Here is a 26416-nt window from a genome sequence, read left to right as displayed (position 1 = left end):
TCAGTCCCGCCGCGCGAGCCGCCCGAGCGCGCAGGTAGCTGTAGACGGTCTCGCGGCTGACCGGCAGGCGGCCAGCACGCCGACCCGTCCCCAACCCGCGCACATCACCACGGTCGCCCCGGCGTCCGCCCCGGGAGCGGTCGCCACCGGCCTGAGGCCGGCGTGACGATGCATCCTCCAGCTCATGACCACCGCGGCGGCGGTCTCGAGCACGGGCTGTCCGTGCCCCAGCAGCACGCGACGCCGCACATGCCGATACCCCGCCGGCAGGCTGCCCGTCGTCGCCCCGCGCTCAGGGTAGGTCAGCTCCGCCCCCGGTAGCGGGCCAACTCGCGCGCCAACCATCCGGCGACGACCAGACGCATCCGCACAGCATCCCCGGCCCGGAGACATCCCCGGCCCGGAGACATCCCCGGCCCGGCGACGGATGCGGGCGCGGTCCGGTGACCCGATCATGCATGCCTCATCTGGCCGACGCCTAGTACTTGACGATGCCAGGTACCTGGCTTAGTTTTCCACCATGGTTCCGACGCATGACCCCCAGCTGCTCAAGGGCGTCCTGTCGTTGCTGTTGCTGCGACTGCTCGCCGAGCGCGAGTCCTACGGCTACGAAGTCGTCCAGCGGCTGCGCGCACTCGGCCTGACCGACATCAGCGAGGGCAGCGTGTATCCGGCGCTGGCGCGCCTGGAACGCGAGGGTCGGCTGCAGGGACACCTGGTCGCCTCCCGGTCCGGCCCGGCGCGCAAGTACTACCGGCCGACCACCGCCGGAGCCCAGGCGCTGGCGGAGGGCACCGAAAGCTGGCTGTCGCTGGCCGCGGTGGTCCACCCCGTGCTCGTCCGGCGCCTTCCCGACCCACCCACCGCCACGGAGGACACCTGACGATGGCCACCTCACCGAGCGCCCTCGACCGGCTGCGTATCGAACGCGCCGTGTGGACGATGAACGCGCGGCTGCAGGACCTGCCGCGCCGATCCCGCGTCACCCGGCGCCGGGAACTGCGCGACAACCTCCACGCCGCGGCCGCCGACGTCGGCGCCCGCCAGGCCGTGCGACAGCTGGGTGATCTGCGCATCCTCGCGGCCGGCTACCTCGCCGCCGAGTACGGCGAGCTGTCCCGGCGACCGTCCTGGGCGGCCGCCGCCGTCACCATCCTCACCGTCGAGATCGTCATGATGCTGGTCGACTACGCCGGCAGGACCGCCTTCGACGCCGGGATCACCGCGACCACCCCCGATGCCACCGGCACCTTCCGCTGGGCCGGGGTCCCCTATCTGACCAGCGAGGCGACGTTCACCTATCGCAACGGCACGCACACCTCCGTCGGCGGGGCCTGGACGCCGCTGGTCTACGTGCTCATGTTCGCCGGGGCCTTCGTCACCGGACGGATGTGGCGGCTGATCTTCGCCTGGCAGCGCCAGCGTCACCTCACCCCACTGGCCGTCGACGAGGAAAGAAACGGCGGTCGGAGCTGACCCCGCAACCCAGAACGCGACTCGGCGTTCTTCCCCACCCAGATGGAGATCACAATGACCTGGCCTGCATTCCACGCATTCGTCACCGACCCGTGGCGCCGATCATCGGACCTGCGCGGCCCCCACCGGGCACATCGCCCGAAGCCTGCCGGCAGGGTCCTGCCGGTCGGCGCGTTCCGCGCGATCGTCGCGATCATCGTTGTGGTCTCGCCCCTGCTGGCGGGGGCGGCACCGGCCCTGGCCGGCACGCCAGCGCCTCGCGTCGGCGAGCCGGACACGGCGAGGATCGACCCCGAGCTGCGCACGCTGCTGAGCGACGTCACCGCCGCCGGCGTCCCCGGCATCCTGGTCCGCGTGCAGGACCAGCGTGGCAGCGGCCAGGCCGCTGCGGGGGTCGCGGACCTGGCCACCGGTGCACCGTTGCAACCGCAGGCCCGGGTGCGGGTCGGCAGCATCACGAAGACGTTCGTCGCCACCGTGGTCCTCCAACTCGTCGAGGAGGGACGCCTCGGCCTTGACCGCCCCGTGGGACGCTGGCTGCCAGGCCTGCTGCGCGGCGGAGACACCATCACCGTTCGCCAGCTGCTCAACCACACCAGCGGCCTGTTCGACTACACAGCCGACCCCGCCCTGCTGTCGGGCATCGTCCACAATCGGGTCTTCGACCCGAAGGAACTCGTGGCCACCGCCGAAACCCACCCGAGTTCCTTCCCACCCGGCACCGCCTGGGAGTACTCCAACACCAACTACATCGTCGCCGGCCTGCTCGTCGAATCGATCACCCGCCGCCCGCTGGGCGAGGAACTGCAACGACGAATCTTCAGGCCACTGGGCCTGACCGACACCTCGTTGCCCACCACCACCGGGAACCTGCGCGGCTACCACGCCCACGGCTACGTCCCGGCTGACCTCGCTCCCACCCCCGACGGCAGGCCGTTCGACGTGACCGGGCTCAATCCCTCGCATGCCTGGGCCTCCGGCGCCGTCGTCTCCAGCGCCAGGGACCTGGCCCACTTCTACCGGTCCCTGCTGGGCGGCAAGGTGCTCAGTGCCCGGATGCTGCGGGAGATGACGACCACCACGGTGGAAACTCCCGGCGACCCGAAGGTCCGCTACGGCCTCGGGATCGAACGGGTCCAGGACCGCTGCGGCGCGAACTGGGGCCACAGCGGCGCCATTTTCGGATACCAGAGCATGGCGTTCTGGAACGAGGACACCACCCGCACGGTCGTCCTGGCCAGCACCATCCACCCCGCCCCCGCCCCCGCCGGGACCGCGCTCGCGACGGCAGCCGACCACGCCCTGTGCGGGACACCTCGTCCGCGGAATCCGTGAACGCGCCGGGCGGGGTGCGAGTGCTGGACAGGACGCGTCCTGACAGGACGCTTCCTGACAGGACGCGTCCTGGTGCAGAGCCAGCCACCGCGTCCCGGTCAAGGCCCCCGGATCTGCGCGAAGCGGCCCGGGAGATCAGAGCCGGGAGATCAGAGAAGGTCCTCGAGTCGGGCGGCGACCTGGCGGTAGCGGCTCACCGGGACGAGGTGGACACCGGCGAAGGCACCGCTGTCACGCAGGTGCAGCACCTGCGCGCAGGCCGCCTCGACCCCGGCCGCCCGGTCCCGTTCGACCGCCTCGACGAGGGCGTCGGGGATGTCGATGTCGGGAATCGACTCGGCGAGGCGGCGGGCCATCCCGACGCTGGCGAGGACCATCACGCCGGCGTAGACCGGCAGCTCGACCGGATGGGCGTCGCGCCAGCGCAGCAGGGCGTCCACCGAGTAGCAGACCTGCACGAACAGGAAGTCCGCCGTCCGCTTCCACGCCGGCAGCGGACGTAGGCCGGCCGCGGCCCCGACCCGGAACGCCGGGCGGTCGGCGAAAACCGGGTCCGCCCCGGCCGCCCGGGCGGCGTCCATCATCGCGCGCACCGTCAGCTCGCCGCTGCGGTTGCCGACGGTGGGCTTGTCTCCGTGGACGAACAGGAACTCCTCGACGCCGTAGGCCGCCGCGGTGAGCAGGTCACGGCGCAGACCGAGCAGGTTACGGTCGCGGGCGTTCACGCAGGCGATGCTGCGTCCCCCCATCGTCTGCACCTCGTGGGCGACGGCGATGCTCGACACCGTCGCCCGTCCAAGATGGTTGTCGGGGATCAGGAACGCGTCGGTGACGGGGCCGAGGACGCCGATCTGGTGGCGGGCATGGGTCAGGTCCGGTCGGGTCGGCGGCTCGATCTCGCAGATCAGCTCGAAGCCGCCGACCGGACGTCCGTGATCCACCGTGGATTCCCGCATCCGGACAGGATAGGACGCCCCGATCCACCGACCACGACCGCGGCTCCACCGCACGATGCGCCCCGACCCATCCACCCCGACCGCCCAGGCGAACCCAGGATCAATTCCTGACGTCCAGTCCTGCCGCCGTCATCCAGCCCAGCAAACCCGGTGTCGGCACACGGTCGTCGGATGGTGTCGCCTAGGGTGGCCGTCATGAGTTCGACAGTGCTCTCCCCGCCCGCCGCGTAAGGCGGGCCGCCGAGGAAGGCCGCCGCGCCGGGTGAGGACTTCCGGCGCGCTGGTCGTGCTGCCCGCACACGGGACCACACGACCATTTCCCGACGCGGAGAGCGCACCATGTCGAATGCTGTTGCCGGCCTGCCCGTCAAGCGGGGCCTGATGTATCTGGCTGTTGCCGGTGCCACCTGGAGCACCACCGGAGCGGCGGTGGGCCTCGTCTACCGATCCAGCGACCTGGGACCGGTGGCGGTGTCCTTCTGGCGGTTCCTCGGTGGCCTGATCCTGCTGCTCATGGCACGAGCCGTGCGAGCGTCTCGGGCGGCGAACCGTGCCCCCGTGAGCCCCCAGCCCCAGCCCCAGCCCCGGCGCCGTCGGCTGCTCCTGCGCGCGGGGACCGCTGGAGGGCTCGCCGTGTTTCAGACCGCCTACTTCGCGGCGGTCGCGATCACCGGGCTGGCGGTGGGCACGATCGTCACGCTGGGAGCCGGGCCGGTGCTCACCGCCCTCGGCGCACGGCGGGCGCTGGGCGAGCGGCTGGGACGCGGCGGGGCCGTGGCGATCACCGGGGCGGTCGGCGGCCTGACGGTGCTTGTCCTGGGCGATCAGGGCGCCACCGTGCGCCCGGCAGGCGCCGGTCTGGCACTGCTGTCCGCCGCGGGATACGCCGCGGCCACACTGCGGTACCGACCGCGCTGGCCTATCCGCTCTACTTCGCCGGCGTGACCGTCGTGCGCGCCGCCACCGCGTCAGCGATCATGCTGATCGAGCCGGTGGGTGCCGCCGTGCTCGCGGTCACGCTGCTCGGGGAGCAGCTCACGGCGGCGACGCTGGCCGGCACCGTGCTGCTGCTGTGCGCCATGGTCTTTCTGGCGAGGGCCGAGTCGCGCCTCGCGGGTGACACCGCCGTTTCCTGATCCCGCACCGCGGGTGGGGTGCGGGACAGACGCCCTCGCACCCCACCCGGCGTCGGCCCGTGCGGGGTGGGTCAGCCCTCGAGGAAGACTCGGCCCTCGAGGAAGACTCAGCCTTCGAGGAAGACGATGCGCTCCGGGGGGACGGTGAGGGTGACCTTCTCCTGCGCGGTGGCGGGATCGGTCGTCACCGTGACCAGGGTGTCCAGGGCGGTGGCGTGTCCCGCGGGGACGGTGAACAGCCTGTCGTCGCCGGTGGCGAGGAAGTCGGCGAAACCGGCCAGGTCCACCCCGCCGGTCTCATCCAGGGTCAGATATTCCGCCAGCCGGCGGAACAGCTTCGGCAGGATCACCAGATCGTCGGTGAGCTGCTCGCGGGAGGTGACGGTGAATCCGGACGTGGTGGCGTCGAGCTTCCAGATACCGGTGGCCGCCCGGCGCACCGCCTCGGTGGTCGCGGCGAGATCGGCGCGCAGGTCGACGTACAGCTTCGAATAGAACGTCGGGTACACCCAGCCGGCGGCCAGCAGCCGGTGGTTGACCGACCGGTGCAGCCCGTCGACGTCGAGGAACACCGCGGCGCCGTCCTTGGTGCCCGCCGGCGGCGCACCGGCGAAGGCCATCGCGACGGCCCGGCCGTACTTGTCGGCGAAGCGGGTGAGGATGTACCCGTCGGTCTGGGTGGGCGTGGCGGCGGTGACGGTGCCGCGGGCGTCGCGGGTGACGTCACGGAAACCCAGTTCGTGCAGCAGGGCGTCGGCGGCGCCCCGACCGAACTCGGCGCGCTGATGCCATTGCCGGGCGGCGTGCGGCGGGGCGTAGTGCGTCTCCAGGGCGTCGATGGCGTCCAGGCGCAGCTGCACGCCACCCGCCCGGTTGGCCTTCACCGTGATGCCCGCCCGGCGAAACGCCTGCGGATTGTGCGGGTAGAAGCGGACCGAGTCGCCGTCCGGCGAGGCGCCCACCACCCGATAGGTCCCGGTGATCAAAGTCAAAGGCATGGATCACACGTTCCCCTGCGGCGCAGTCGGAATGCGGACCGTGACCGTGAATGTCCGATGAACGTTGCCACCGTCCGCGGCGATCGGTCAGGGGCGATCGGTCAGGGGCGGTCCCGCCCCCGCGGCGCCGTCCGGTCGCGGGCCCAGTCGTACCAGAACGCCGGCAGGTCGGGGGCGCGCAGCACCGCCGCGGCCAGCTGCGCATCGCGCCCGTGGTAGGCGCGGGCGAGTGCCGCGACCCCGACCGCCTGCGGCGCCCCGGGTGTGACCTCGATGGCGTCCCCCGCCCCCAGCTCGCCCTCGGCCAGGACCCGCAGGTAGATCCCCGGCCGCCCGGCGGCGGCGAAGCGCCGCGGCAGGCTGCGGTCGGCGAAGCGGATCCCGAGCTTGAAACACGGGATGCGCGGCTGGGCGACCTGCAACCGCGCCGACCCGACCGACCACACCTCGCCGACGACGACCCCGGCCACGTCCAGCCCGGCGATGGTCAGGTTCTCCCCGAACGCCCCCGCCGGCACGGCGCGGCCCAGCTCCCCCGCCCACCAGGCGAGATCCTCCTGCGCGTAGGCGTAGACGGCCTTGTCCGCACCGCCGTGGTGGACCAGGTCGGCCTGGCGGTCGCCGTCGAGGTTGCCCCGGCGCACCGCGACCCGCCCGGCGACGGGTTCCTTCCAGATCGCGGTGAGCACCTCGCCGCCGTCGTCGGTGGGGACGGCGCGGGGCAGACCGACGTTGACCGACACCACCCGTGGGCCCCGCACCCCACCGATCGGGCCGTGCGCACCACTCATCCCGGCCTCCCGACCTCGCCCCCGTCGGAGCCTCCCACCAGGACATTTCTACGTCGCCGCAGGCACCGGCACGCACCCGGCCCGCCTGCGCCGCCGGCGCCGCGCCCGCCGCGGCCGGCAGGCGACACCGGTCACCCCCGGCTGACCGATACGGTGGAAATCGTAACCACAAGGACGGATAGTGACGAGGCCGCGCGGTCGGACCCCGACCATCGCGACGAAGGGTGAACAAGCCGTGACCACCTTCGAGGACGCCGCCGCCCTCAGCCGCGCCGAGAGCGGGCTCGCCGTCATCTCGACGCTGCGCGACGACGGCGGCATCCAGGCATCCGTCGTCAACATCGCCTTCATGCGTCATCCACTCACCGACATCGAGGTCGTCGCGTTCGTGACGTACGGCGCGGTCAAGCTCGCCCACCTGCGGGCCCGCCCGCAGGCCAGCGCCACCGTGCGCTCGGGCTGGCGGTGGGCCACCGTCGAGGGCACCGCGGAGATCATCGGCCCCGACGACCCGCGCCCCGGCGTCGACGCCGTACGGCTGCGGCTGCTGCTGCGCGAGGTCTTCCTCGCCGCCGGCGGCACCCACGACGACTGGCACACCTACGACCGGGTCATGGCCGAACAGCGCCGCACCGCGGTGTTCCTCACCCCCACCCGCATCTACGGCCCCTGACCCCGCGCCGAGACCCGCAGCTGCCCCGCCCGGCGACACCTCGCCGGGCGGGGCAGCGACGAGGCGATGGTCTCCCTCGACGCCGACGCCACCAGGAGTGCCGGTAAGAAACGTGTCACCAGCCGTAAACGGCGATGATCTATCCGGCTGCCGGCGGCATGAAGTTCGCGGAGGTCGGGTGAGACCGGCCCCGGTAGAGGGCAGGGTTCCGGCCGCGTCGGTGGACAGGCCGATGATCGTGTGGCCCACGCCTCAGGCAGGGCCGCCGAGGAAAGATCCGGGTTAGGCCTCTGTCCGATCCCACACCGCGGACACCGGCGGCAGCGCAGGGCCGTCGCTCCTCCAGGCCGCGAGGAAGGTGGCTACGAGCCGTGGCCACGCCTCTGTGGCCGTTTCGGCGTCCGCTGCGATGAGGCCGTTGACCGCGCGGAAGAGCATGAGCAGGTCGCTGCAGTGCATGTCCGGTCGCACAACCTTGGCGTCCAGGGCGTTCTGGACGATGGCCTGCAGGTCTCGGTAGGTCCGATCGAGGTCTTCTCGAAGCGCGGCGGTGCCCAGCCCGGGCGAGGAGAGGACCTCGGCGAAGGCGCGATCGGCGATCTGGTGTTCCACCACGAAGTGGGTGTACGACGTCAGGGCCCCCCACGGGTCGTCCTGGGACCGGGCCAGTTCTGCTTCGGTCCGGGCGACGTACTCGGCCATCTGTTGCCCGAGGACGTCCGAGGCGAGCTCGTCTCTGCTGCTGAAGCGCCGGTAGAGGGTCGCGCTTCCGACGCCGGCCTCCGCGGCCACGTCGTCCAGTGACACCGACAGGCCGTTCTTGGCCAGCAGCCGCGCCGCGGCAGCCAGGATGGCGGACCGGTTGCGTTCCGCGTCGGCCCGCAACGGCTTGCTCGGGCTGCTGCCGCCAGTCGTCACGCGTCCATCCTAACCCAAACGGACGATCTTCCCCACTTCGCGGCGGCTTCCTAGGTGGGGGAGGTTCCCCACAACGGACCGGCTTGCTGCCAACACCCACGATGTACCGCGCGTCCTGCAGCTCGCCAGGACCCACGGGCTGGACGCGTCCTGGTTCACCCAGCTCCAGCGAGGCTATTTCGGCGGAACCATCAACCCGTTCGATCCCGCGGAGCTCACCAGGTCGGCCGTGGCCGGCGGCATGGACGCGGGCGAGGTGTCGGACGTGCTGTCTGGCAACCGCTTCGACGCCGAGGTGGCACGCGACCGCGAAGAAGCACTCGACCGGGGTGCCCTACCTCGTCATCGACAACCGCGTCGCGCTGGCCGGCGGCGCGACGGTCACCGACTACGCCCGCGCCTTCACCGCCCTGACCACCCGGGTCTGACCCCCATCTCCTTCACCCCGAAGGAAACCTGAACATGAGCGACTCCACCCGCAGCTGACACAGCCCGCAGACGCGAGAACCTCACCCCCGACGAGCAGGCACGCGCCGAGCTCGCTGACGAGCTGGCGCAGGAAGTCACCGCGACGCGACCTCCTTACCAGCCGATGCCATCGTCGGCGGCCGGTTGCGCGGTGAAGCCGAAACCCGATAGGCGAGCACACCAGTCACCACACGTTCCGGCGGATCTGCTCGAATGGCAGCCTGCCTGTCGGATGTCCGACGTTGCACTACCAGAAGATGCCAACAAAAATCATGGAGGCAACCCCTTGGCATCCGAGAACATCGAACGGTCCGCCACCCACCTCGGATACAGCGCCATCTACAACGGCAAGCCACAACCGAGAGGGTTGGATTACGTCATCGCCAAGTGGGCGAAATGAGGAGACGTCATGAGCGCGGCTTCGTTGCTGTCTATTATCGCCAGAATCCATCCACAAGTTTGGGAGGGGATCCTCCCGACTGGGCCGCGTGTCCAAGCGCGGACGGATCTCGTTTCCCTAAATCCACAGCCACTCCCGCCGGGTCCGCCCCCGGACGCCTTTCAGATCGCCGCGGTCGCGATGGCGCATGATGTCGTGCGCCTCGCGGTCGAGTCGGACGTGCGCGGGAAATCGTCGGTCGGCTTTCTGCAAGAATGGGTCGATGACTGGTGCGCGACCCCCTGGCCCCGAAAGTGGCCGTGGCCGTGGCCTGGCCCCCGTCCGGGTGACGGTCCGCTGCCGGATCCATGGGTGGTCCAAACTGGACGTGTCATCGGGGCCATCGCGTTGGCTTCCGTCGGCTCCCGACTTGCAGAGGGTGAGCTCGGCGCCGCCTGCCTCGAAGGAGCTGAACGTCTTGCCGAGGCGGCCGTTTCTGGGTGAATGTGGCTCTACTGGGGTGCGCACCGGCGGGATGTGCGTCACCCCACCGCCGGTGCCCCCCGGCCGACTCGGCCGGGGCGCCTCCTGGCGAGCGTCGCGGCCGCATTCCCTCCCTCGGCTGATCGGCCGGCGTGCCAGAATTGGCGGGTGAACCTGGACAGCCCGTACTCCACGCTCGACGAGGGGCACTGGTACAAGGGATCGCTGCACGTCCACAGCAAGCACGCCGAGGTCTACCCGGGCGGGCCCCAAGGACGACCGCGGCCGGAGATCCTGCACGACTATCGAAACAACGGGCACGACTTCGTGATGTTCTCCGAACAGAACGTGTACACGACGCAGGCCGACATCGACGCCGAACAGCTCAACGCCTACGGCGTGCTGGTCATCCCAGGGGCGGAGCTGGACGAGCACTGCGTCACCACCCATCAGCACCTCGGCCACGTGAATCCCTCCGAGTCGGAGCACGTCACCATGCCCGCCTCGTTACCGGAGATCGTCGAGTGCGCCCGCGTCGACGCCGACTCCCTCGTCGTGCTCCTGCATCCCACCTACCCCGGCACACTGCGAATCCGGGACTGTGTCGGCGTCAACGCCCTCGAGATTGTGAACGGCTGGTACCTGCAACGCCCGGATCCCCACCACAGCCCGTTCGCCTTCGACCACTGGGACCGCCTGCTCCAGGACGGAGAGCGGATCTGGGGTGTGGCCGGTGACTGCAGCGTCGTGGCCGCGGGCGCCAACAAGGCCTGGATCGTGGCGTGCGCCGCCGACCTGACCGTCGACTCCATCGTCAACGCGGTCCGTGACGGCCGGTTCTACGCCTCGACCGGAGTCACCATCAACACCATAGGCGTGGCGGGCATGGACGTCACCATCGACAGACACCACCGAAGACACCACCGACGCGACGCACATCTACGCCATCGTCGTCCGTCACCTGCACCCGCGTCATACACGAAGGTCTACCGGATCATGCCCTGCCCCAAGGACAAATCCCACAGACAGATCACAACTCGACACACGCCCTAGCGCAGGGGCGGGACGCCGCGTAGTCCCGCCCGTCGCCTCCTCTCTACCGGGCGCTCGCAGAAGCCGAGCAGGCCGCCGCGGACGACCGATCCTTGGGGCTGGAACAGCCAGGGACGGCCCAGTTGGTCCCTTCATCGGCGCGGGTCACGGTGGGACGGTCATCGTCGCCGCTGTCGGCCACGGCGGACCGCGGCCGACAGCGCCGTGGACAGCGGACGGTCCCCGGTGTCGGTTCGGATGGCCACCGGCCGCTCACGACTCTGCGTGTGCGGTATCGGGAACCAGCTGGTTCAGCCCGGTCAGCTGGCCTACTCCCAGTCCCAGTCCCAGTCGCTGACGATCGCGTATCCGGCGAGGGTGCCGCCGGCGATGGCTGTGGCACTGGTGATGCCGCTGACGGGGACGGGCACGACGCTGTCGGTGGTGGTGCCGTTCCCCAGCTGCCCGACGTTGTTGAGGCCCCAGGCCCAGACGGTGCCGTCCCAGCGCAGCGCGTACCCGCCTCCGCCGCCGCCGGCAATGGCTGTGGCACCGATCAGGCCAGTGGTGCCGCTGACGGGGACGGGGACCAGGCTGGTGGTGGTGGTGCCGTTCCCCAGCTGCCCGACGTTGTTGCGGCCCCAGGCCCAGACGGTGCCGTCCCAGCGCAGCGCGTACCCGCTGGAGGCGCCGGCGGCGATGGCTCTGACATCGGTAAGGCCCGGGACGGGGACGGGGACCAGGCTGGTGGTGGTGCCGTTCCCCAGCTGCCCGACGTTGTTGCGGCCCCAGGCCCAGACGGTGCCGTCCCAGCGCAGCGCGTACCCGCCTCCGTCGCCGACGGCGATGGCTCTGACATCGGTAAGGCCCGGGACCAGGACAGGTAGCAAGCTGGTGGTGGTGGTGCCGTTCCCCAGCCGTCCGTCGCCGTTGAGGCCCCAGGCCCAGACGGTGCCGTCCCGGCGCAGCGCGTACCCGCTGAAGGAGCCGGCGGCGATGGCTCTGACATCGGTGAGGCCCGTGACCCGGACGGGCACGACGCTGTCGGTGGTGGTGTTGTTTCCCAGCTGCCCGACGCCGTTGAGGCCCCAGGCCCAGACGGTGCCGTCCCGGCGCAGCGCGTACCCGCCGCCGCCCCCGGCGGCGATGGCTCTGACATGGGTGAGGCCAGCGACCCGGACGGGCACGACGCTGTCGGTGGTGGTGCCGTTCCCCAGCTGCCCGACGTTGTTGAGGCCCCAGGCCCAGACGGTGCCGTCCCGGCGCAGCGCGTACCCGCCGCCGCCCCCGGCGGCGATGGCTCTGAGACCGGTAAGACCCGTGGCACCGGTGACCGGGACAGGTATCGAGCTGTTGGCGATGGTGCCGTTCCCCAGCTGCCCGCCGCCGTTGAAGCCCCAGGCCTGTGCCGTGTCAGGGTCCGCCAGGGTGTGCTGCGACCCGGATGCCGTCTCCCAAGCCGGGGCGGCGGTGGCCGCAGCCGGCAGGGCCACGACCCCGCCTGCGGCCAACACCACCGCCCACATCCCTAGCCGTCGTCGACCAGACATCTCCGCTCCTCAGAACCAGTGGGTGTCGCCATCGACACCCGATCGTCACGGAGAGTAACTGCACGATTCCTCTATGTATTTGTTTTGTTTACATGTTCGTTGTGTCGCGTGTTGCGTCGGCGGGTGTTTGGTGGTGGCGGCCGAGTGAGGTAATGAAACGAACTTTCGACATCTGGGTGGAGTGGTGGTGTTCTTGGCGCTGTGCCCGCACCGCGGGGTGCCGGCGGATCGGGTCGCCGCGCTGGTCGGGCGGGGCAAGAGCCCGGTGTACCGGGGGTCGCGCATCCGAACGGCCAGTCCCGCCAAGCCACCCGCCCGCCGCCCGCTACCGGGACTCTTCGTTCCGTCTGGACAAGCTCAGTACCACGACGACCTCGCAGGTCTGGATCGTGCGCGGGGGACAGGCCAGTCGCGAAACGGTCGACCCGCGAGCGCTTCACCTCCCCCGCCCATCACCGGGAGCGCTGCGCGGGGCGACGCACAGGCGAACGCCCGGGTTCTCCACGCCGTTCTGGCCGGGCAACCAGGACCGATCCGCAACACTCACCACGTAGCAACAGCCCGCAACACGCGATGCCAACCGCCGAACCGCCACGACATCAGTCGCCAGGAGAACGGACGCGGCCACCACCGCCGGCAGTACCCGCCGCCGTCCGGACCCGCCGCCGGCCGGCGGGAATGCCGGACCACGCGAAGCCGCGCCTCGCCGGCATCTCGCCGGCATCTCGCCGGCATCGAGTGCGCCTATCCGGCCGTCCGTCGCCAGGCAGTATTGACTGCGCGTATACATCCAGTGTAGACACTGGGTCGTGACGGTCCCCATGGCCCTGCTGGGCCTGCTCGAGCGAGAGCCGAGCCACGGTTATGACCTCAAACGCGACTACGACGCCTACTTCGGCCGGGGCAAGCCGTTGCCGTTCGGGCAGGTCTACGCCACCCTGGGTCGCCTGGCCCGCGACGGCAAAGTGCTCGTCGGCGAAACCGAGCCCGGAGCGGGACCCGACCGCAAGCGTTACGTGATCACCAAGCAGGGGGTCAGCGAGGTCGAGACGTGGCTGCGCGAGCCGGTCGAACCCGAACCCCACCTGCAGACGGTGCTGTTCGTCAAGGTCGTGCTGGCCCTGATGTCGGGGCGCTCCGCCGAGGGCTACCTGGACCTGCAACGCGCCGCACATCTGCAGCGGATGCGCGAGCTGACCGCCCTGAAGCGGACCGGCGGCATGGTCGACGCGCTGCTGGCCGACCACGGCCTGTTCCACCTGGAGGCCGATCTGCGCTGGATCGAGCTGACCGCGGCCCGCCTCGACGCACTCGCGGACATGGTGCGTGCATGAACGCCGAGACCGTGCGGGCGCACCCCGATGCGCCCGGAGCGCTGATCGAGGCGCGTGACGTGGGGTTGTCGTTCGGGCCGACGCCGGCGCTGCGCGGCGCCAGCGTGGCGGTGCAGGCCGGGGAGATCCTGGCCGTCATGGGGCCCAGCGGTTCGGGCAAGTCGACGCTGCTGCACTGCCTGGCCGGCATTCTCACCCCCGACACCGGCGAGATCCTCCTCGCCGGACGCCGGTTGGACACGATGCGCGAGAACGCCCGCAGCGCGCTGCGCCGCGACCGCTTCGGGTTCGTGTTCCAGTTCGGCCAGCTCGTCGGCGAGCTCAGCGCCGTGGAGAACGTCGCGCTGCCGCTGCTGCTGAGCGGAACACCTCGCGCCGAGGCGCTGGCCCGCGCCCGGAGCTGGTTCGACCGGCTCGACCTCGACGGAACCCAGACGCGGCGCTGCGGTGAACTCTCCGGCGGTCAGGCGCAACGCGTCGCGCTGGCCCGCGCCCTGGTCGCCCGCCCCGAGGTCCTGTTCGCCGACGAGCCGACGGGCGCCCTGGACTCGCTGACCGGCGAGCACGTCATGAACCTGCTGGTCTCCTGCGCCCGGGAGCAGGGCACGACCGTCATCCTCGTCACCCACGAGCCGCGCGTGGCCGCCTACGCCGACCGCGAGATCATCGTCCGCGACGGCACGGTCACCTCCTTCGCCGCCGCGCCGCTCCTGCCATGATCCGCCTCGGTCTGCGCCTGACCCTGCGCGGCGGCCGGCAGGCGGCCGCGCGCCTCGCGCTCATCGCCGTCGCCGTGGCGCTGGGCGTCGCCATGCTGCTGGCCACCCTCGCCGGGATCAACGCCGTCAACGCCCAGAACGCCCGCTACGCGTGGCTGGCGACCGGCGCCGCGTCGAACCCGGCGACACCGCCCGCTGGCGGTGCCGCGGCGGACCCGCTGTGGTGGCTGCTCAGCGTCGACCAGTTCCACGGCGAGCAGATCGGCCGGGTCGACGTCGCCGCCACCGGAGCGCACTCACCGCTCCCGCCGGGGCTCGCGCAGCTACCCGGGCCGGGGCAGTTCTCCGCCTCCCCGGCACTCGCCGCGCTGCTGCGCACCACCCCGGCCGCCGAACTCGGCGCCCGCTTCCCGGGACGCCAGATCGCCACCCTCGGCCCCTCGGCGCTGCCATCCCCGGACTCCCTGATCATCATCGTCGGTCGTCGCGCCGACCAGCTCGCGGGCATCCCGCAGGCCACGCAGGTCACCGCCATCGCCACCACCCCGCCCAGCAGCTGCAGCGGGCAGTGCTTCGACATCGGCATCAACGCGAACGGCATCGACCTCGTCCTGTCCGTCGTCACCGCCGCGCTGCTGTTCCCGGTCCTGATCTTCATCGGCACCGCGACCCGGCTGTCCGCGGCCCGCCGCGAGCAGCGCTTCGCCGCCATGCGCCTGATCGGCGCGACCCCGCGGCAGATCTCGGTCATCTCGGCGGTCGAGTCGAGCGTCGCGGCGATCGGCGGCGTGGCCGGCGGGTTCGGGCTGTTCTGCCTGCTGCGCCCGGCGCTCGCGCCGATCCCCTTCACCGGAGCACCGTTCTTCGCCGACGACCTGTCGCTGAACCTGCCCGACGTCGCGCTGGTCGCGATCGGCGTGCCGATCGCGACCGCGGTGGCAGCCCGCCTGGCACTGCGCCGGGTGACCATCTCCCCGCTCGGCGTGACCCGCCAGGTCACCGCCCGCCCCCCACGGGCCTGGCGCGTCCTGCCCCTGCTGGCAGGCCTGGGCGAACTGGCCTGGTTCGTCCACGCCGGCAGCCCCGCCAGCACCCCCGGCCAGGTCCAGGCCTACCTGTCCGGGATCCTGCTGACCATGGCCGGCCTGATCACCGCCGGGCCGTGGCTGACCCTGGTCGGGGCCCGCCTGGCGGCCCGGCGCACCCACCGGCCCGCCGTGCTCATCGCCGGGCGCCGCCTCGCCGACAACCCGCAGGCGGGCTTTCGCGCGATCAGCGGCCTCGTCCTGGCCCTGTTCGTCACCAGCGTCGCCGTCGGGATCATCACCACGATCAACGCCTACGGTGGCAGCGGCCCACGCACCCACGTCTCCCCCCGCGGCCCGGCGGAACGCCACACCCTGCTCGACTGGTTCCTCACCGACACACCGTCAGGACTGCAGGACCTCGCGTCAGTCCCGACCTCGCTGCTGGGCGAGCTGCGCTCGATCCCGGGCGTGACCGGCGTGACCGTGATCCACACCGACCCCGGCAGCTACGGCCACGGCCCGCTGCGCGGCGTCGCCTCCTGCGCCGAGCTGCACGCCACCGCGACTCTCGGCCGCTGCCCGGCCGGGGCGGACACCGCGACCCTCGGCACCGGCGTCGACGCCTCGCCAGGCGGCAACGCCGCCACGGTCTGGCCCGCCGCCGCCCTGTCCTCCGACGACCTGCACCACCTGGGGGTCCAGTCCCTCGCCGTGGGCACGAACGGTCCCGCCGCGGTCGAGCGAGCCCGTACCGTGCTCCAACGCGCCTACCCCTACGCCTACCAGCCCGTCACCATCGCCGAGGACCTCGAACGCGGCCTGCGGCTGAACACCGCCTACCAGCAGCTGGCCAGCGTCGTGATCCTCACCAGCCTGCCGATCGCCGGCGCCAGCCTGGCCGTCAGCGTGGTGGCCGGCCTCAACGACCGCAGACGGCCCTTCAGCCTGCTACGGCTCGCCGGCGCCCCCCTCGGGATGCTGCGCCGCGTCGTCGCCCTGGAAAGCGCGCTGCCGCTGCTGGTCCTCACCGTCGTGTCGATCGGAACCGGATTCCTCGCCGCGGGCCTGTTCCTACGCGCCCAGCTGCACCAGTCGCTCCAGCCACCCGCCGGCGAGTACTACCTCATCGTCCTCGCCGGCCTGCTCGCCTCCCTCGCCGTCATCGCCTCCACCTTCCCGCTGCTGCGCCGCATCACCGGACCCGAAGCCGCCCGCAGCGACTGACCAGCCCCGCACGTCCCACCTGGCCAATCGCCGTAGGGAGCGGGGGCTTCGCGCATAATGCCGTGAGCTCCCGCCGGTACCGCAGGTCGCACACCGTTCGGTCCAGGCGCGGCCGGCGGTGGTGACGGTGCCGCGGCAGGAGCCGCGGCCGTTCGGCGGTCTCTCGGGTCTTTCTGCTACCCGGCTGCCTCGAGGTCGACATCGGGTTCGGTCCGGCGGCCGAGTTCGGGCCGCGTGGCCCGAACTGGCGCGTCGTGTTCGGGCAGCACCCCCGGGTCCTGACGATTCCTCCGAGCTCCTCGGTCACGCCCGTCACCCTCCCCCGAGTGCTAGCTCAGCGGGATCGGGTTGGTCCAGGCGCGGCCGGCGGTGGCGTCTTCGACGGTGACGCGGCAGTAGCCGTGGCCGAACATCGCCACCGGCAGGGAGCATTCCGTCAGACCGTCGCCCTCGATCACCTGCGCGCCCGGGGTGCCGCCGGTGAGGAGTATTTTCCGTACCGGCGAGCAGCGCACCGTGATCATGCCGTCGTGGAGTGCGACATCGTGCAGGTCGGGTCCGGTGCTGGCGTAGTAGTGACCGGCCTTGAGAGCGGCGAGCAGCGCCCGCGGGTCGAGGGATCGCGCGCGGACCTGGACCCAGGCCGCGCAGGCAGGGGGGTCTCGCGGCTGGAAATGCGCGTCGTCGGCGGCATAGGCGCCGAGGCGATGGCCTCGGGTGAGCAGGATGTCGGTCAGATGCCAGCTGTCGGCACGGTCCTCGCGGGCCGACAGGGCGTTGTGGACCTCGACGGCGTGGGCCGCGTCCAGGCTTTCGGCGTCGGCGAGGGTGAGCAGCGACGCCGCGGGGTGGGCCATGCCGATGAACGCCCCCGCCGCGCGCGCCCGCCGCGCCAGCGCCGGCCCGCTCTCGCCCGGCTCGGGCGGCGGGAAGCCCAGGGGCAGTCCCACGGCGATGATGTGCCACTCCGAGGACAGCTCGGTGCGCGGGGCATGCAGCTCGGCGCCGAGCAGCGTGGTGAATCCGGGGGTACGCAGCGCCCGGGTGTCGGTCAGCGGGAACCCGTACGCCGCCCGGAAGTGATCGGTGACGGCCAGGAAGTCGTAGCCGGCCTCCCGGTAGCGGCGCGCGACCTCCTGCGGTGGCAGCGCCCCGTCGGACCGGTCGGTGTGGGTGTGCAGGTTCCCCCGCCAGAACCGGCCGGGCAGCGCGAACGGCAGATCGACCACGAGCATCCTCCGTCCCCGGGCGGACCAGTGCTCACCCGCCCCGGACACAGCGTGCACGACACGGATCGGCAGCACCAGCCGCCGCGAGGGACCCCGCCGACGCCGGTGCTCACCGGCGTCATTGGCGTCATTGTCGGAAAGCCACAACGACAGGCCTCCGACCTCGGCAGCGTCAGTGCTGGGCGCGGCGCGGCGCGGCTGCGAAGGTGAACCCGACAACGGAGCGAGACCTTGACACGGCCGTCCCGCTCCACCACGCGGCGAAAGGGAGACAGGGCGGTGCACGAGAAGATCGTGGTCACGGGGATCGGCGCGATGACTCCGCTCGGAGGTGACCTCGACGCCACATGGAGCGGGCTGCTCGCGGGCAGGTCGGGCGTCACCGTCCTCGAGGACCCCTGGGCGAAGGACCTGCCCGTACGCCTCGCCGCCCCGCTGCCCGTCGACCCGGCCGCGTCGCTGCCCCGCAAGGAAAGCCGCCGGCTCGACCGCTGCGAGCAGATGGCCATCGTCACCGCCCGCGAGGCGTGGGCGCACGCCGGGCGCCCCGAGGTCGACCCCCAGCGCCTCGCCGTCGTCATCGGCACCGGCTACGGCGGGGTGGCCTCCACCCTCGGCCAGCACCGCATCGTCGAAGCCGGCAACGCCCGCAAGATGTCCCCCCACGCGGTGATCATGCTGATGGCCAACGGCCCGGCCGCCTGGGTCAGCATCGACCTCGGCGCCCGCGCCGGCGCCCGCACCCCGGTCAGCGCCTGCGCGTCGGGCGCCGAGGCGATCGCCATCGCGATGGAGATGATCCAAAACGATCTCGCCGACGTCGTCGTCGCCGGTGGCGTCGAGGCCGCCATCGACAACCTCCCCCTCGCCGCGTTCGCGCAGATGAGGGCCCTGTCCACCCGCCACGACGACCCCGCGGGCGCCTCCCGCCCCTTCGACGCCGACCGCGACGGCTTCGTCCTCGGCGAGGGCGCCGGCATCGTCGTCCTCGAACGGCAGTCCTTCGCCGCCGCCCGCGGCGCCCGGGTGCACGCCGTCGCCGCCGGCGCCGCGGTCAACTCCGACGCCCTCGACATCGTCACCGCCGACCCGGCCGGACAGTCCCGCGCCATCAGCACCGCCCTGTCGCGCGCGGGGGTGGCGCCCACCGACGTCGGCCTCGTGCACGCCCACGCCACCTCCACCCCGGTCGGCGACCCGCTGGAGGCCGAGGCGATCGCCCAGACCATCGGCACCCACCCGGCGGTCACCGCAACGAAGTCGATGACCGGCCACACCCTCGGCGCCGCCGGCGCCATCGGCGCGATCGCGACGATCTGCGCCCTGCGCGACGGCGCGATCCCCCCCGTGCGCAACCTCGACCGCCTCGACCCGGCGATCAAACTCGACGTGGTCACCGGCACCGCCCGCCACGACACCGTCCACGCCGCCGTGGCCAACGCGTTCGGCTTCGGCGGCCACAACGCCACCCTCGTCTTCACCGCCGCCTGACCCACGAACCACCGCGCCTGACCCACCACGGAGCCGGCCGCCCCGCCTTTGTCGTCCGTCACACCGGACAGGCGTGACGGACCGTTGCGGCGTGCCGTGCACACTCCATGACCCCGACACCGTGCATGGCACGCCGCCGCCCACCCGCCCGCACCGTCCCGCACGATCGTCATCTGCGAGTACCTGCCCGCGCTGACGAATGATCCTCCACGGTCACCAGGGACAGGTGCCGCCATTGTCGTTACACAGTGGCTCGCAGCGCCCACCGAGCCACCACAGACCCGCTGAGGCCAGCATCGAAATCTTCGAGCCAGCGCCACCACGGGTCGAAGACGAGGTTGGTGAGCTGCTCGTAGCCGGCCGCTGCGGGGTGGGCGCCGTCGCCGTCAGCGATCCCCTGCTGCCATGACGGTTGCTCTTGCAGCGCGGCGAACACGTTGACGTAGGGAACGTCGTTTGCTGCGCAGACGCCGGCGTATTGCTCGTTGAGTGCTGCGACGCGTTCGTCTCTACCTGGATCCCCGGAGGGCGGCGGCCCGACCATCAGGACAGGCAGGACCGGCAGCGCCTCGGCGAGTAGGGCCGTGAGGTTGGCCACCGACCGGTCAGGAGGGACACGCAGGCCCTGGCCGTCCTGGGTCATGTCGTTGACCCCGAACGACAGCACCAGCCGGGCCTCGGACGCCTCGGGCAGGCGCAGGAGGCACTCGTGCTTCCACCGGGCTCGTATCTCCGCTGAGGTGTCCATACGGATCCCGAGGTTGTACGCGGTGAGGTGCAGGCCTCTGTTCTCGGCGCGTGCGGCCAGGCGCCCGACCCAGCCCAGGTGGGTCGGGTCGCCCACACCCGCGGTGAAGGAATCCCCGAGAAAGCAGACGCGCACATCTCGGATGATCACCGGTGGTCGCACCGGTGACGTCTGGTTGGTGAGCGTCCGAGTGAAGGCAACGCGATGTAGTCCTGGTCCTTCGTGGTCGCGTTGGACAGCGACACCGTTAATCACGAGATCGCCGGGTTCGATCTGGAAGCCGATACCCGTGTGGAATGCTGTCGAAGCCGCGTTGCCGGGGCTGGTGATGCACTGCACCCGGCTGCAGCCCCGGGTGGCCGCGAGTTGGAAGAACCGGTGGTAGAGACCCGCACCGACACCGCGGCGGCGCAGCGACGGATCAACCCCGACGACGTGGATATAGGCAACCTCGGGGTGGGACTGCGACAGAAAACCAATGAGAAACGCCGCCAGGCGACCGTCTTCGTGTTCTACCAGGTAACTGCTGGCGGTGAAGTGCTGGAAGAACAACCGCGGTAGCAGCAAAAGACGCCGCAGCGACCCGGCGTCTCCCGGGGAACCCATCCACCAGGCGTCCATGACGGCGAGGACACGTTGCTGATCGTCAGAGTTGGGATGACGTACCACCAGACCGGCAGGAAGCTCGCGGACCACTGGCCAATCCTGGCAGAACTGCACGCGTCGTTGCCAACTCTTTTCAGGAGCCCGGTGCCGGGCACTTCCGGAACGCGTCGTACGAGCCCCTACCGCCGGTTCCACACGGCGGCTGCCCTCGACGCAACGAACGACCACGGACCAAGAAAGGGCGGAGTCCGGCTGACCTGCCCGATTTCTGGCGTATCCCCCGATAGGGAGGCTGCCACCATGGACGAGGGGCGGTGGGCGGGGCCGCTATCCGACGAGTGCCTGGGTGCCGAGGACGGCGAGCAGCGCAAGGCGTTCGGCGTCCCGTGTGCCGGGCTCGGCCGTGTAGATCATGATGCGCAGGTCGCTGCCCGCGACGCTGAGCACGTCTCTCCCGCTGCCGGCGCGTTCCGCCGTCCCGGTCGTGGTCAACATCAGCAGCGGCCTGGCCTCGCTGACCGAGGTCACCACCCCGGGCACCCCGAGGTACGCCTACCCGGCGTCGAAGACCGCGGTCAACATGATGACCGTGCAGTACGCGAAGGCGTTCCCGAACATGCGGATCAACGCGGTGCGGTTGAAACCCGGGGTGAGGCACGCGGCGGCCGTGTTCTGTTCTCGTTCTGTGCTACCAGATTGCCGGCGGTGGCGACATCCTCATCCCAGTCACGCAGGAAGGCTTCGCGTTCCACGTCGCCGCGCACGCCGCCGAGCAGGTGGTGATGGAGCAGGTGGCTCGCGGTGTAGCAGTGGTCGTACGCGAGGTGGTGCGAGAGGAACTCGGTCTCGTCCGCCGCACGTACTCCGCCTGCAATTCGATGTCCGCCAGAGGGACCCGCTTGACGAAGACGCGCGTCCCCTCGATGTCCAGCTCCGCCGATCGACCGCCGATACCGGACCCGAGCGGGGCGGCGGCGGCGGCCACGACCTGCCCGAGCCGACGGTCGCTCAGCAACGACAGCTGTGTGCTCACAGTCCCGTAATCAGCCAGGCGCGCGGCACGTAGCGGATCCTGGTCACGCATCGACGGCTCCTCGGTACGCTCTGCGTGAGCCGATCGGCGGGGTGTGACCCGTCGTCTCCCGGGTGACCGCTGTCCATCTGCGGACCCGTCGCTCGCCGCGTCATCTGTTGGCGCTTTGGCTCAGCTCTCCCCCTGAGAACGCGTCTGCGCGCGTGCCCGCCGCACGGACAGCGGTGACGCCGCGCTGCCGCCCCCTGGACCCGTCTGTCTTCCGAGAAGGTGGCATGCGACCTGACTCTTACGCGGGTGGTTCTCCCCGACCGCCCGCGGCGCCGGTGCTGGCAGTGCTGGCGCTGGGCACTGCCGTGCTGGGCACCAGTGAACTCGGTGTCTCCGGGTTGATCCCCGCCATCAGCGCGGATCTGAACGTCTCCGCAGGCGCGGCGGGCGCCCTCGTCGCGGTGTACGCCGTGGCCGTCGCGCTGGCGGGGCCGGTGCTGACCGCGGTGCTGGGGTGCCTGCCGCGCAGACGCGTCCTCATCGCCGCGCTGGGGACGCTCGCCGCCGGCAACGGGGCCACCGCAGCCGCACCCGGTTTCCCAGCCCTGCTGGCGGCCCGTGCACTCACCGGCGCGGCCGCGGCGGTGTATGTGGCGATCGCCCTGACCGTGGCCACGGGGCTGGCCGGCTCCGCCCGGCGAGGGCGTGCCATCGCCGTCGTCTTCGGCGGGGTGACCGTCTCGACTGTCCTCGGCGTTCCGGCCGCCACCGCACTGGGAAGCGTGGTGGGGTGGCGTGCCGTCTACGGCGTGCTCACCATCGCGTCGGCAGGAGCGCTGGTAGCTGCCGTCCGGGTCGTGCCAGAGCCCGCGGCCGGGTCGTCGCCACCTCTGCCAGCCCCGGTCAGGACGCTGACCCGACCCCGACTGCTGGCCACCTTCACCGTCAACGCCGTCATCACCGCCGGCTACTACACAGCATCCACCTACCTCGTCGTCCTGCTGACCCGACAGACCGGCCTGAGTACCGCCGCGGCCAGCGCGGTGTTGCTGACCAACGGCATAGCCGCCACAGCGGGCAACCTCGCCGGAGGGGTGGCCGCCGACCGGCACCCCCAACACACCATGATCGTCGCCGCGGCCCTGGTCGCCGCCAGCCTGGGCGTCGTCCCGCTGGTCATGACCGACTCGATCTTGACATGGCTGGTCACCCTGGTTCTGGCGACGGCCTTCCCCGCCTTCAGCACCGCCGCTCAACTCGCCGTGTCCCAGCAAGCCGGCTCCGCGGCCGATGTCGCCGCCGCGGTCAACATCTCCGTGTTCAACACCGGTATCGCCGGTGGCTCCGCGGTGGGCGGCCTGATCCTGCACCGAGCGGGCTTCACCGGCGTCAACCTCCTCGGCGCCGCGCTGGTCCTCGCGGGACTTGCCGGTGCACTCCTCGCCGTCCGGTGGAGCCGGGATCCTGTGTCCGTGGAACCTGTGTCCGTGGAACCTGTGCTGGAACCGGCCCCGGTGGCGGTCCGTGTCGCGTACGGCGATGATCGTCCCGCCGCCCTGGACGTCTGGCGCGAGGCCAACAGCGCCCGGGGACGACCCCCCGACGCTCAGCGGATCGCCAGGGTGCGGGCGAAGCTCGCCGCCCCCGATGCTCTCCTGCTGATCGCCTGTGCAGGAACGAAGGTTCTCGGCATCCTGCTGGCCGAACCGGGCCGCGGTCAGGATGGGCAGGGACCGAGATTGGACGGGCTGTGTCACATCTCGATGGTCTTCGTCCACCCCGACCACTGGGGACGGCGGGTGGGAGAGCTACTGATCGGATACCTCGCGGACCAGGCCGGCAGCCACGGGTACCTACGGCTGCAGCTGTGGACCGGAGCCGACAACGACCGGGCGCTGCGCCTCTACCGTCGAGTCGGCTTCGTTCCCAGCGGACGGATATCGCAGACGGACAGTGGAGCAGCGATCGTGCAGTTCGTTCGCTCGGCCGCGTCATAGCGAACCCGCCAGGGTGGCCTCCTCCGCCGGCGGCGCGCCGGTCTCGCCGTCGTACGCCGGGCACGGCGCTAGGACAGCGAGGCCGCCGCCCGGTCGCCGCCCAGGCCGCGGGCGATGCCGCACGGATCGTCGTGCGGGGGGGTGCACGGCTCGCATTCGGCCTCGACCGTCATATGGGTGATGCCGTACCGCTCGGCGAGCATCGCCTTGATCCCGTCCGACACCGCCCGCGCCTGCGCGAGGCTGGGATGGCCGTCCTCGGCCCCGTCGAGATGGCCGAGCTCGAGATGCACCGAGGCGGCGAACACCCGGTCGGACAGGCTCCACACATGCAGGTCGTGCACGTCGAGGACATGGATGTCGCGCAGGATGTCGGCGCGCACCGCGGCGACGTCCAGGCTTTCCGGCGTCGCCTCCAGCAGCACCCGCGACGCGCTGACCAGCAGTTTCACCCCCTGCCCGGCGATCAGCAGGGCGATCAGCAGGGAGACCAGCGGGTCCAGCCAGTACCAGCCGCCGACCAGCCAGATCACCAGACCCGAGGCGGCGACCGCCACCGACACCGCCGCGTCCCCGGCCAGGTGCAGCACGGCCGCGCGGGTGTTCAGGTCGGCGTCGCGCTCGTGGACGACCAGCGCGCTCACGCCGTTGACGACGGCGGCGACCAGGGCGACGGCGACGACCACCGGGCCGTCGACCGTCCCGTTCCCGCCGAGCCGGCGCAGCGCCTCGACGGCCAGCAGGGCCGTCACCACCAGCACCGCCGCGGCGTTCGCCTGCGCGGCGAGCACCGGCCAGCGGACCCCGCCGAACGTGCGCCGAGCCGAGGGGGGCCGCCGCGACAGCGTCAACGCCACCAGTGCGAGCACCACCCCGGCGGTGTCGGTCAGGTTGTGCCCGGCGTCGGCGAGCAGCCCGACGGATCCCGCGGCGACCCCCGCGGCCGCCTGGGCGACGACGATCGCGAGGTTCAGCCCGGCCGCCAGCCACAGCCGCCGCCGCTGGCGCGCGCTCCCCCGCCCCGCCGGCACACCGTGCCCGTGCGCGTGACCGTGGGCGGGCCCCGACCCGTGGGCAGGCCCGGAGCCGTGGGCATGGCCGGCACCGTGGGCATGGCCGGCACCGTGGGCATGGCCGGCATCGTGGGCACCGTGCGGCTCGTGGTCGTGGCTGGGCGCGCTCATGACTCGCTCACACCCGCCAGAGGCCCGGCGGCGGATGCGCCCGTCCCGGCCCCGGCAGCCGGCTCCATCGCCGCCGGGACGGCACCGCCCTCGGGGTGCACGTGCTCGGTGTCGACGGCAAGGACGACGTCGAGCAGATCACCCAGCGCATGGCGGAGCTTGTCGTCGGCGAGCTCGTAGCGCTGGCGGCGGCCCTCCGGGGTGGCGACGACCAGCCCGCAGCCGCGCAGGCACGCCAGATGATTGGACAGGTTCGTGCGGCCCACGCCGAGGATCTCGGCCAGCTCGGACGGGTAGGCCGCGCCGGCCCGCAGCACCAGCAGCAGCCTTGCCCGGGTCGGGTCGGACAGCGCGTGACCGAACCGGGCAAGGACCTCCGCCGGTGAGGCAACCTTTACCATGCCCCAACAGTACAGCGGACGCTGACGTCAGCCAATCCTGACCTGTTCCCCGTCCCCGCGGGTCCCAGGTCCCGACCGGCTCCCGTCCTCCTGCCCTTCCACAGTCTCTCGTGCCCGTTTCGTCCCTCTGGCTAAGCAGGGGATGCCGAAGGGGGTCAGGCGTCGAACAGGGCGCTGACCGACTCGCCGTTGTGGATGCGTCGGATCGCCTCGGCCAGCGGCGGGGCCACCGTGAGAACCTCCAGCTTCGGCACCCGGTCACCCACCGGGATCGGCACCGTGTTCGTGCACACGATCTCCACGACGTCCGACTGGTCGGAGATCCGCTTGAGCGCCCCCGCGGAGAACAGCCCGTGCGTGCACGCCACCCGCACCGAACGCACGTCCAGCTCACGCAGCCGCTCGAGCAGCTCCAGCACCGTGCTGCCCTTGGCGATCTCGTCATCGAGGACGATGACGTCGCGGCCGGCCACATCCCCGATGACGGTGCTGATGCTCACCTGGTCGTCGGCGAAACGCTGCTTGGCCCCGGCCGCGACCCGCACCCCGAGCATCCGCGCGAACGCCGCCGCCTCCTTGGCGTTGCCGAGATCCGGCGACACCACCGTCGTGTTCGACAGGTCGTAGCGGCGGAAGTGCTTGGCGAGCTCCCGCAGCGCGTGCAGATGGTCGACCGGGACGCTGAAGAAGCCGTGCACCTGCGGGGAATGCAGCGTCATCGCCAACACCCGGCTCGCCCCGGCAGCCACGAGCAGGTCCGCGACGAGCCGGCCGCCGATCGAGATCCGCGGCGCGTCCTTCTTGTCGGAGCGGGCGTAGGCGTAGTGCGGCAGGACCACCGTCGTGCGCGCCGCCGACGCCCCGCGCGCCGCGTCCAGCATCAGCAGCAGCTCGACGAGGTTCTCCTGCACCGGGGCGACCAGCGGCTGGATGAGGAAGACGTCGCGCTCCCGGCAGTTCGCCGGTAGCTGCACCTCCAGGCAGTCGTTCGCGAACCGCTGGACCCGCACCCGGTGCAGCGGCACGTCGAGGTGCGCGCAGATCTCCTCGGCGAGGATGGGATGGGCACTGCCGCTGAAGACGGCGATGTCTCGCACGAACCGCTCCCTGTTCTCTTTTCCCTGACCGGCTGGCATCGGCGCCTGACCGGCCGGCATCGGTCATCGCTGGCCTGGGCGCCGCCCGCATGGCCGGCGCCCGGTCGATCGCTCCGGATGCTACCGACCGCGGCTCGCC

General features: G+C 71.5%; 21 protein-coding genes and 5 pseudogenes. 13 read left to right on the top strand and 13 right to left on the bottom strand.

The window, feature by feature from the left end:
* Positions 1–345: a DUF1990 family protein gene (locus FRAQA3DRAFT_RS07610; protein ID WP_232291959.1), complete on the bottom strand. Its 345-nt coding sequence runs from the start codon at positions 343–345 to the stop codon at positions 1–3.
* Positions 346–520: 175 nt separating this feature from the next.
* Between FRAQA3DRAFT_RS07610 and FRAQA3DRAFT_RS07605 the strand changes: the two genes are divergently transcribed.
* The 3 genes from FRAQA3DRAFT_RS07605 to FRAQA3DRAFT_RS07595 are packed head-to-tail and all read left to right on the top strand — an operon-like array spanning position 521 to position 2811.
* Positions 521–883 (top strand): PadR family transcriptional regulator, encoded by a 363-nt coding sequence (locus FRAQA3DRAFT_RS07605; protein WP_009738491.1) that lies wholly within the window; start codon positions 521–523, stop codon positions 881–883.
* A gap of 2 nt (positions 884–885) precedes the next feature.
* Entirely contained in the window at positions 886–1476 is a 591-nt protein-coding gene (locus FRAQA3DRAFT_RS07600; protein WP_009738490.1) for a hypothetical protein, read from the top strand.
* A 54-nt stretch (positions 1477–1530) separates the two neighbouring features.
* Positions 1531–2811 (top strand): serine hydrolase, encoded by a 1281-nt coding sequence (locus FRAQA3DRAFT_RS07595; RefSeq protein ID WP_009738489.1) that lies wholly within the window; start codon positions 1531–1533, stop codon positions 2809–2811.
* Positions 2812–2960: 149 nt separating this feature from the next.
* Here FRAQA3DRAFT_RS07595 and FRAQA3DRAFT_RS07590 read toward each other — a convergent pair whose 3' ends face one another.
* The gene (locus FRAQA3DRAFT_RS07590) at positions 2961–3767 is read right to left on the bottom strand and encodes a methylenetetrahydrofolate reductase (RefSeq protein WP_035920658.1); all 807 of its coding nucleotides are present in this window, start codon (positions 3765–3767) and stop codon (positions 2961–2963) included.
* Between the two features lie 339 nt (positions 3768–4106).
* Between FRAQA3DRAFT_RS07590 and FRAQA3DRAFT_RS07585 the strand changes: the two are divergent.
* A pseudogene (locus FRAQA3DRAFT_RS07585) lies at positions 4107–4903 on the top strand (EamA family transporter).
* A gap of 107 nt (positions 4904–5010) precedes the next feature.
* Here the strand turns inward: FRAQA3DRAFT_RS07585 and FRAQA3DRAFT_RS07580 are convergent.
* Both FRAQA3DRAFT_RS07580 and FRAQA3DRAFT_RS07575 read right to left on the bottom strand, forming a co-directional pair.
* Positions 5011–5901, bottom strand: a complete 891-nt coding sequence (locus tag FRAQA3DRAFT_RS07580; RefSeq protein WP_009738485.1) for a hypothetical protein — start codon at positions 5899–5901, stop codon at positions 5011–5013.
* 101 nt (positions 5902–6002) lie between these two features.
* Complete coding sequence (locus FRAQA3DRAFT_RS07575) at positions 6003–6692, bottom strand: MOSC domain-containing protein (RefSeq protein ID WP_009738484.1); 690 nt, start codon at positions 6690–6692, stop codon at positions 6003–6005.
* A 235-nt stretch (positions 6693–6927) separates the two neighbouring features.
* On the opposite strand from FRAQA3DRAFT_RS07575, the gene FRAQA3DRAFT_RS07570 reads away from it, so the two are divergent.
* On the top strand, positions 6928–7365 hold the full coding sequence (locus FRAQA3DRAFT_RS07570) for a PPOX class F420-dependent oxidoreductase (protein ID WP_035920657.1): 438 nt from the start codon (positions 6928–6930) through the stop codon (positions 7363–7365).
* Positions 7366–7647: 282 nt separating this feature from the next.
* Here FRAQA3DRAFT_RS07570 and FRAQA3DRAFT_RS07565 read toward each other — a convergent pair whose 3' ends face one another.
* Positions 7648–8283: a TetR/AcrR family transcriptional regulator gene (locus FRAQA3DRAFT_RS07565; RefSeq protein ID WP_009738482.1), complete on the bottom strand. Its 636-nt coding sequence runs from the start codon at positions 8281–8283 to the stop codon at positions 7648–7650.
* A gap of 25 nt (positions 8284–8308) precedes the next feature.
* Between FRAQA3DRAFT_RS07565 and FRAQA3DRAFT_RS38500 the strand changes: the two are divergent.
* Both FRAQA3DRAFT_RS38500 and FRAQA3DRAFT_RS07560 read left to right on the top strand, forming a co-directional pair.
* Positions 8309–8557 (top strand): annotated as a pseudogene (locus FRAQA3DRAFT_RS38500) (hypothetical protein); the annotation flags it as partial.
* A gap of 1224 nt (positions 8558–9781) precedes the next feature.
* Positions 9782–10666, top strand: coding sequence for a hypothetical protein (locus FRAQA3DRAFT_RS07560; RefSeq protein WP_035920656.1), 885 nt, complete (start codon positions 9782–9784; stop codon positions 10664–10666).
* 308 nt (positions 10667–10974) lie between these two features.
* On the opposite strand, the gene FRAQA3DRAFT_RS07555 is transcribed toward FRAQA3DRAFT_RS07560, so the two are convergent.
* On the bottom strand, positions 10975–12171 hold the full coding sequence (locus FRAQA3DRAFT_RS07555; protein WP_232292095.1) for an RCC1 domain-containing protein: 1197 nt from the start codon (positions 12169–12171) through the stop codon (positions 10975–10977).
* 833 nt (positions 12172–13004) lie between these two features.
* Here FRAQA3DRAFT_RS07555 and FRAQA3DRAFT_RS07550 point away from each other — a divergent pair.
* Genes FRAQA3DRAFT_RS07550 through FRAQA3DRAFT_RS07540 form a run of 3 tightly spaced genes read left to right on the top strand, consistent with a single transcriptional unit; the run spans position 13005 to position 16500 of the window.
* On the top strand, positions 13005–13529 hold the full coding sequence (locus FRAQA3DRAFT_RS07550; RefSeq protein WP_035920655.1) for a PadR family transcriptional regulator: 525 nt from the start codon (positions 13005–13007) through the stop codon (positions 13527–13529).
* Entirely contained in the window at positions 13526–14248 is a 723-nt protein-coding gene (locus tag FRAQA3DRAFT_RS07545; protein ID WP_009738477.1) for an ABC transporter ATP-binding protein, read from the top strand. Before FRAQA3DRAFT_RS07550 ends, FRAQA3DRAFT_RS07545 begins: the two co-directional genes overlap by 4 nt.
* On the top strand, positions 14245–16500 hold the full coding sequence (locus tag FRAQA3DRAFT_RS07540) for an FtsX-like permease family protein (protein ID WP_009738476.1): 2256 nt from the start codon (positions 14245–14247) through the stop codon (positions 16498–16500). The genes FRAQA3DRAFT_RS07545 and FRAQA3DRAFT_RS07540 overlap by 4 nt, the downstream gene beginning before the upstream one ends.
* A 329-nt stretch (positions 16501–16829) precedes the next feature.
* On the opposite strand, the gene FRAQA3DRAFT_RS07535 is transcribed toward FRAQA3DRAFT_RS07540, so the two are convergent.
* Complete coding sequence (locus FRAQA3DRAFT_RS07535) at positions 16830–17735, bottom strand: CehA/McbA family metallohydrolase (protein ID WP_035920654.1); 906 nt, start codon at positions 17733–17735, stop codon at positions 16830–16832.
* 309 nt (positions 17736–18044) lie between these two features.
* Here FRAQA3DRAFT_RS07535 and FRAQA3DRAFT_RS07530 point away from each other — a divergent pair, with 309 nt between their 5' ends.
* Positions 18045–19220 carry a beta-ketoacyl synthase gene (locus FRAQA3DRAFT_RS07530; RefSeq protein WP_051054560.1) on the top strand — a complete coding sequence of 392 codons (1176 nt, stop codon included), beginning with the start codon at positions 18045–18047 and terminating at the stop codon, positions 19218–19220.
* A 241-nt stretch (positions 19221–19461) separates the two neighbouring features.
* Here FRAQA3DRAFT_RS07530 and FRAQA3DRAFT_RS07525 read toward each other — a convergent pair whose 3' ends face one another.
* Together FRAQA3DRAFT_RS07525 and FRAQA3DRAFT_RS38495 are read right to left on the bottom strand one after the other, a co-directional pair.
* Positions 19462–20664: a GNAT family N-acetyltransferase gene (locus FRAQA3DRAFT_RS07525; protein ID WP_009738473.1), complete on the bottom strand. Its 1203-nt coding sequence runs from the start codon at positions 20662–20664 to the stop codon at positions 19462–19464.
* Positions 20665–20901: 237 nt separating this feature from the next.
* Positions 20902–21024 (bottom strand): annotated as a pseudogene (locus FRAQA3DRAFT_RS38495) (transcriptional regulator); the annotation flags it as partial.
* 1 nt (position 21025) lies between these two features.
* Here FRAQA3DRAFT_RS38495 and FRAQA3DRAFT_RS38490 point away from each other — a divergent pair.
* A pseudogene (locus FRAQA3DRAFT_RS38490) lies at positions 21026–21223 on the top strand (short-chain dehydrogenase); the annotation flags it as partial.
* 198 nt (positions 21224–21421) lie between these two features.
* On the opposite strand, the pseudogene FRAQA3DRAFT_RS38485 reads toward FRAQA3DRAFT_RS38490, so the two are convergent.
* A pseudogene (locus FRAQA3DRAFT_RS38485) lies at positions 21422–21658 on the bottom strand (protein kinase family protein); the annotation flags it as partial.
* 224 nt (positions 21659–21882) lie between these two features.
* Here FRAQA3DRAFT_RS38485 and FRAQA3DRAFT_RS32615 point away from each other — a divergent pair.
* Positions 21883–23595, top strand: a complete 1713-nt coding sequence (locus FRAQA3DRAFT_RS32615) for an MFS transporter (protein ID WP_009738471.1) — start codon at positions 21883–21885, stop codon at positions 23593–23595.
* Between the two features lie 68 nt (positions 23596–23663).
* Here FRAQA3DRAFT_RS32615 and FRAQA3DRAFT_RS07500 read toward each other — a convergent pair whose 3' ends face one another.
* The 3 genes from FRAQA3DRAFT_RS07500 to FRAQA3DRAFT_RS07490 all read right to left on the bottom strand — a co-directional run bounded on the left by FRAQA3DRAFT_RS07500 (position 23664) and on the right by FRAQA3DRAFT_RS07490 (position 26277).
* On the bottom strand, positions 23664–24779 hold the full coding sequence (locus tag FRAQA3DRAFT_RS07500) for a cation diffusion facilitator family transporter (protein ID WP_009738470.1): 1116 nt from the start codon (positions 24777–24779) through the stop codon (positions 23664–23666).
* A complete protein-coding gene (locus FRAQA3DRAFT_RS07495; RefSeq protein WP_009738469.1) occupies positions 24776–25180 on the bottom strand; it encodes a helix-turn-helix transcriptional regulator in 405 nt (134 codons plus the stop codon). Before FRAQA3DRAFT_RS07495 ends, FRAQA3DRAFT_RS07500 begins: the two co-directional genes overlap by 4 nt.
* A 155-nt stretch (positions 25181–25335) precedes the next feature.
* Positions 25336–26277, bottom strand: coding sequence for a ribose-phosphate pyrophosphokinase (locus tag FRAQA3DRAFT_RS07490; RefSeq protein WP_009738468.1), 942 nt, complete (start codon positions 26275–26277; stop codon positions 25336–25338).
* Between the last annotated feature and the right edge of the window lie 139 nt (positions 26278–26416).

The organism is Frankia sp. QA3, assembly GCF_000262465.1.
In the GTDB taxonomy this organism is placed as follows: domain Bacteria; phylum Actinomycetota; class Actinomycetes; order Frankiales; family Frankiaceae; genus Frankia.
The sequence above is the reverse complement of the archived record's forward strand: the minus strand, read 5'-3'. Positions and strand labels throughout refer to the sequence as shown.

Bases quoted from the DNA above. Each gene is read 5' to 3' on its own strand.
- FRAQA3DRAFT_RS07610 (WP_232291959.1), bottom strand. From the start codon at position 345: ATGGTTGGCGCGCGAGTTGGCCCGCTACCGGGGGCGGAGCTGACCTAC.
- FRAQA3DRAFT_RS07500 (WP_009738470.1), bottom strand. From the start codon at position 24,779: ATGAGCGCGCCCAGCCACGACCACGAGCCGCACGGTGCCCACGATGCC.
- FRAQA3DRAFT_RS07555 (WP_232292095.1), bottom strand. From the start codon at position 12,171: ATGTGGGCGGTGGTGTTGGCCGCAGGCGGGGTCGTGGCCCTGCCGGCT.
- FRAQA3DRAFT_RS07590 (WP_035920658.1), bottom strand. From the start codon at position 3,767: ATGCGGGAATCCACGGTGGATCACGGACGTCCGGTCGGCGGCTTCGAG.
- FRAQA3DRAFT_RS07545 (WP_009738477.1), top strand. From the start codon at position 13,526: ATGAACGCCGAGACCGTGCGGGCGCACCCCGATGCGCCCGGAGCGCTG.
- FRAQA3DRAFT_RS07575 (WP_009738484.1), bottom strand. From the start codon at position 6,692: ATGAGTGGTGCGCACGGCCCGATCGGTGGGGTGCGGGGCCCACGGGTG.
- FRAQA3DRAFT_RS07495 (WP_009738469.1), bottom strand. From the start codon at position 25,180: ATGGTAAAGGTTGCCTCACCGGCGGAGGTCCTTGCCCGGTTCGGTCAC.
- FRAQA3DRAFT_RS07605 (WP_009738491.1), top strand. From the start codon at position 521: ATGGTTCCGACGCATGACCCCCAGCTGCTCAAGGGCGTCCTGTCGTTG.
- FRAQA3DRAFT_RS07530 (WP_051054560.1), top strand. From the start codon at position 18,045: ATGACTCCGCTCGGAGGTGACCTCGACGCCACATGGAGCGGGCTGCTC.
- FRAQA3DRAFT_RS32615 (WP_009738471.1), top strand. From the start codon at position 21,883: ATGCGACCTGACTCTTACGCGGGTGGTTCTCCCCGACCGCCCGCGGCG.
- FRAQA3DRAFT_RS07540 (WP_009738476.1), top strand. From the start codon at position 14,245: ATGATCCGCCTCGGTCTGCGCCTGACCCTGCGCGGCGGCCGGCAGGCG.
- FRAQA3DRAFT_RS07595 (WP_009738489.1), top strand. From the start codon at position 1,531: ATGACCTGGCCTGCATTCCACGCATTCGTCACCGACCCGTGGCGCCGA.
- FRAQA3DRAFT_RS07580 (WP_009738485.1), bottom strand. From the start codon at position 5,901: ATGCCTTTGACTTTGATCACCGGGACCTATCGGGTGGTGGGCGCCTCG.
- FRAQA3DRAFT_RS07600 (WP_009738490.1), top strand. From the start codon at position 886: ATGGCCACCTCACCGAGCGCCCTCGACCGGCTGCGTATCGAACGCGCC.
- FRAQA3DRAFT_RS07535 (WP_035920654.1), bottom strand. From the start codon at position 17,735: ATGCTCGTGGTCGATCTGCCGTTCGCGCTGCCCGGCCGGTTCTGGCGG.